This window comes from Pseudomonas sp. RL, assembly GCF_000647775.1.
Taxonomy (GTDB): Bacteria; Pseudomonadota; Gammaproteobacteria; order Pseudomonadales; family Pseudomonadaceae; genus Serpens; species Serpens flexibilis.
Map to the genome: position 1 here is coordinate 1 of NZ_JBOY01000148.1, position 2,613 is coordinate 2,613.

Below are 2,613 nucleotides of genomic sequence, written 5' to 3' on the forward strand. Positions count from 1 at the left end.
TCAGGTCCTAGCGGTGGCAACACCGTGGAAGTTCGAGTCTTCTCCTGGGCACCAATTCTGAAAAACCGAGCCAGCGATGGCTCGGTTTTTTTATGCCCGCGAAAAACCTGATCGCTGCGTCGGGCTGCAGCAAAATGTCGCAGCACAACCGCAACGCCTTCTTTTCCTTAAAGCTTCTCCCGCCAAGGCCGATCCGTGAATGATGGCGCAACGCGCCGTCGCACCTGCCTTGTCTGGATATCCCATGAAATTCTTCATCGACTCCCTGCTGCACCGCCTGGGCCTGAAGACGCTGGCCCACCAGTTCCTGTTCTCCTATCTGCTGATGTTCCTGCTCGCGCTGCTCAGCTGCGTGGCGCTCTACCTGAGCCTGTCGGTTTCCGCCGAAACCATCAACGTCGCCGGCGCCCAGCGCATGCTCAGCCAGAAGATGACCAAGGAAGCGCTGCTGCTGCACAGCGGCGTCATCGAGCGCTCGCTGATGGAAGGCACCATGGCGCAGTTCGAGCGCTCCCATCAGGACCTGCTCAATGGCAATCCGGAGCGCAACATCAGCCGCTTCGACGATGCGTCCATCCAGGCGCAGATGCGCACCGTGGGCGAGCATTGGCAGCGCTTGCGCCAGCAACTGCTCACCGTCCAGCCCAACGGCACGCTGGACATGGCGTTGCTGCAGCAGAACTCCGTCGCGCTGATCAAGCACATGAACGATGCCGTGGTGATGATGACCCGCCTGGCCGACAGCACTCAGCGCACCCAGTTGGAGATCGCCTTCTTCTGCGTGGCAGCCATTCTCATCCTGGTCATGGCCGGCAATCAGTTCGGCATGCACCCCTTGATGAGCGCCCTGCGCCAGCTGGAACAGGCCCTGGCCCAGGTGGCCGATGGCGATTTCACCCAGCGCATGCATGCCCGCTGGAAACACGACGAATTTGGCCGCATCGCGGTGGTCTTCAACCGCATGGTCGAACAGGTGCGCGAGCTGCTCGACCAGGCCAAGCGCGGCAGTCTGCAGTCGCGCGAGCACCTGGGCGAGACGCTGCGCGCCATCCAGGCCTCCGAGCAGAACATGGCCCGCCAGCACCAGCAGCTGGACCAGGCCGCCACCGCCCTCACCGAGTTGACCGCCAGCCTCGCCGAGGTCGCTCGCCACACCCAGTCCGCCGCCCAGTCGGCGCAAAGCACCGAGCGCAACGGCCAGAGCGGCCGCGCCGCGGTGCAGCGCAGCGCCGAGCTGCTCGGCACGCTGAGCCAGGAGCTGCAACGCACCGGCGAGCACATGCGCGAACTGGAGAACGAGACCCAGGCGGTCGGCAAGGTACTGGAGGTAATCACCGGCATCGCCGAGCAGACCAACCTGCTCGCGCTCAACGCGGCCATCGAGGCGGCACGCGCCGGCGAGGCCGGACGCGGTTTCGCCGTGGTGGCCGACGAGGTGCGTACCCTGGCCAGCCGGACCCAGCAGTCCACCGGCGAGATCGGCCAGATCATCGAACGCCTGCAGGGCCGCGCCCGGCGCTCGCTGGACAGCCTGCGCCACAACGCCGAGCAGGCCACCGAGAACGTGGCGCAGATCGAGCAGGCACGGAACATCTTCCAGGCGATGCTTCAGGACGTGCAGGCGATCAATGGCAGCAGCCTGCAGATCGCCTCAGCCGTGGAACAACAGAGCCAGGTGGTGCAGGACATCGACCGGCGGGTGAACCAGCTCACCGAGCTGGCGCTGCAGACCCACCGTGACGCCGAGCGCGTGGTGCACAGCAGCGAAGAGATCCGTACCGGCATGCAGGATCTGCACGGCCAGCTGTCGCGCTTCCGCACCTGAGCCCTGCACGAAGACCCGAGGCCGCTCCCTGAGCGGCCTTTTTCATTGGCGTCAGACGCCGGGGAACGGCTGGCTGCGCTGATAGCGCCGCGCGATGTTGCCGCACACCAGATCGCACAGCGCGTACACGCTGTCATCGGCGATCCGGTAGTACACCGCCGTACCCCGCCCTTCCCGCCGCACCAGCCCGTGCTGGCTCAGCAGCGACAGGTGGCGAGACACGTTGGCCGGGGAACAGCTGCACAGCTGAGCCAGTTCGCCCACGTTGCGCTCGCCCTCACGCAGCAGATTGAGAATCGCCAGCCGCGTGGGCTCGGACAGCGCACGGAAATAGGCCGCCACCTGCTCCATCGCCTCGGGAGTAAGGTTTTCCATACTGATCACCGCAAGACATTGCACGCCGCGAATGATACGCCATCCCCCGCGCGCATGCATGCTTGCGCAAGCAGTTAATTGACTAATTAACCAATCACGCAAATAATGCCCACCATTCCCGATCAGGCAACGGAGCCCTTTCATGTCTACCGCCGGCTTGCGCATCCTTCTCGCCGCCAGCCTGCTGCTCGGCAGCACGGCCTTCGCCCAACCCCAGGAACTGCGCAGCGCCACCGTGCAGCGGGGCGCCCAGCTCGGCGCCAGCCACCACGAAGGTGTCGTCGAGGCTGTACGCCAGACGCTGTTGACTGCCCAGGTGGCCGGCGCCGTGCAGGAGATCACCGTACAGGTCGGCGATTCGGTACGTGCCGGACAGGTGCTGTTGCGCCTGGACGCCCGCGCCGCCGAGCAGA

Annotated in this window: 3 protein-coding genes; 2 read left to right on the forward strand and 1 reads right to left on the reverse strand. The window is 65.3% G+C overall.

Going from position 1 to position 2,613, the window contains the following annotated elements:
- Window positions 1-244 precede the first annotated feature (244 nt).
- A complete protein-coding gene (locus AS93_RS0117115; RefSeq protein ID WP_027591728.1) occupies window positions 245-1,825 on the forward strand; it encodes a methyl-accepting chemotaxis protein in 1,581 nt (526 codons plus the stop codon).
- Between the two features lie 51 nt (window positions 1,826-1,876).
- Here the strand turns inward: AS93_RS0117115 and AS93_RS0117120 are convergent, their stop codons facing one another.
- Window positions 1,877-2,200 (reverse strand): metalloregulator ArsR/SmtB family transcription factor, encoded by a 324-nt coding sequence (locus AS93_RS0117120; RefSeq protein WP_027591729.1) that lies wholly within the window; start codon window positions 2,198-2,200, stop codon window positions 1,877-1,879.
- Window positions 2,201-2,342: 142 nt separating this feature from the next.
- On the opposite strand from AS93_RS0117120, the gene AS93_RS19695 reads away from it, so the two are divergent.
- The coding region (locus AS93_RS19695) for a biotin/lipoyl-binding protein (protein ID WP_037009853.1) at window positions 2,343-2,613 on the forward strand (271 nt) is incomplete at its 3' end.

What these genes read in the sequence shown, in the direction of transcription:
- AS93_RS0117120 (WP_027591729.1), bottom strand. Translation starts at nt 2,200, where the DNA reads ATGGAAAACCTTACTCCCGAGGCGATGGAGCAGGTGGCGGCCTATTTC.
- AS93_RS0117115 (WP_027591728.1), top strand. Translation starts at nt 245, where the DNA reads ATGAAATTCTTCATCGACTCCCTGCTGCACCGCCTGGGCCTGAAGACG.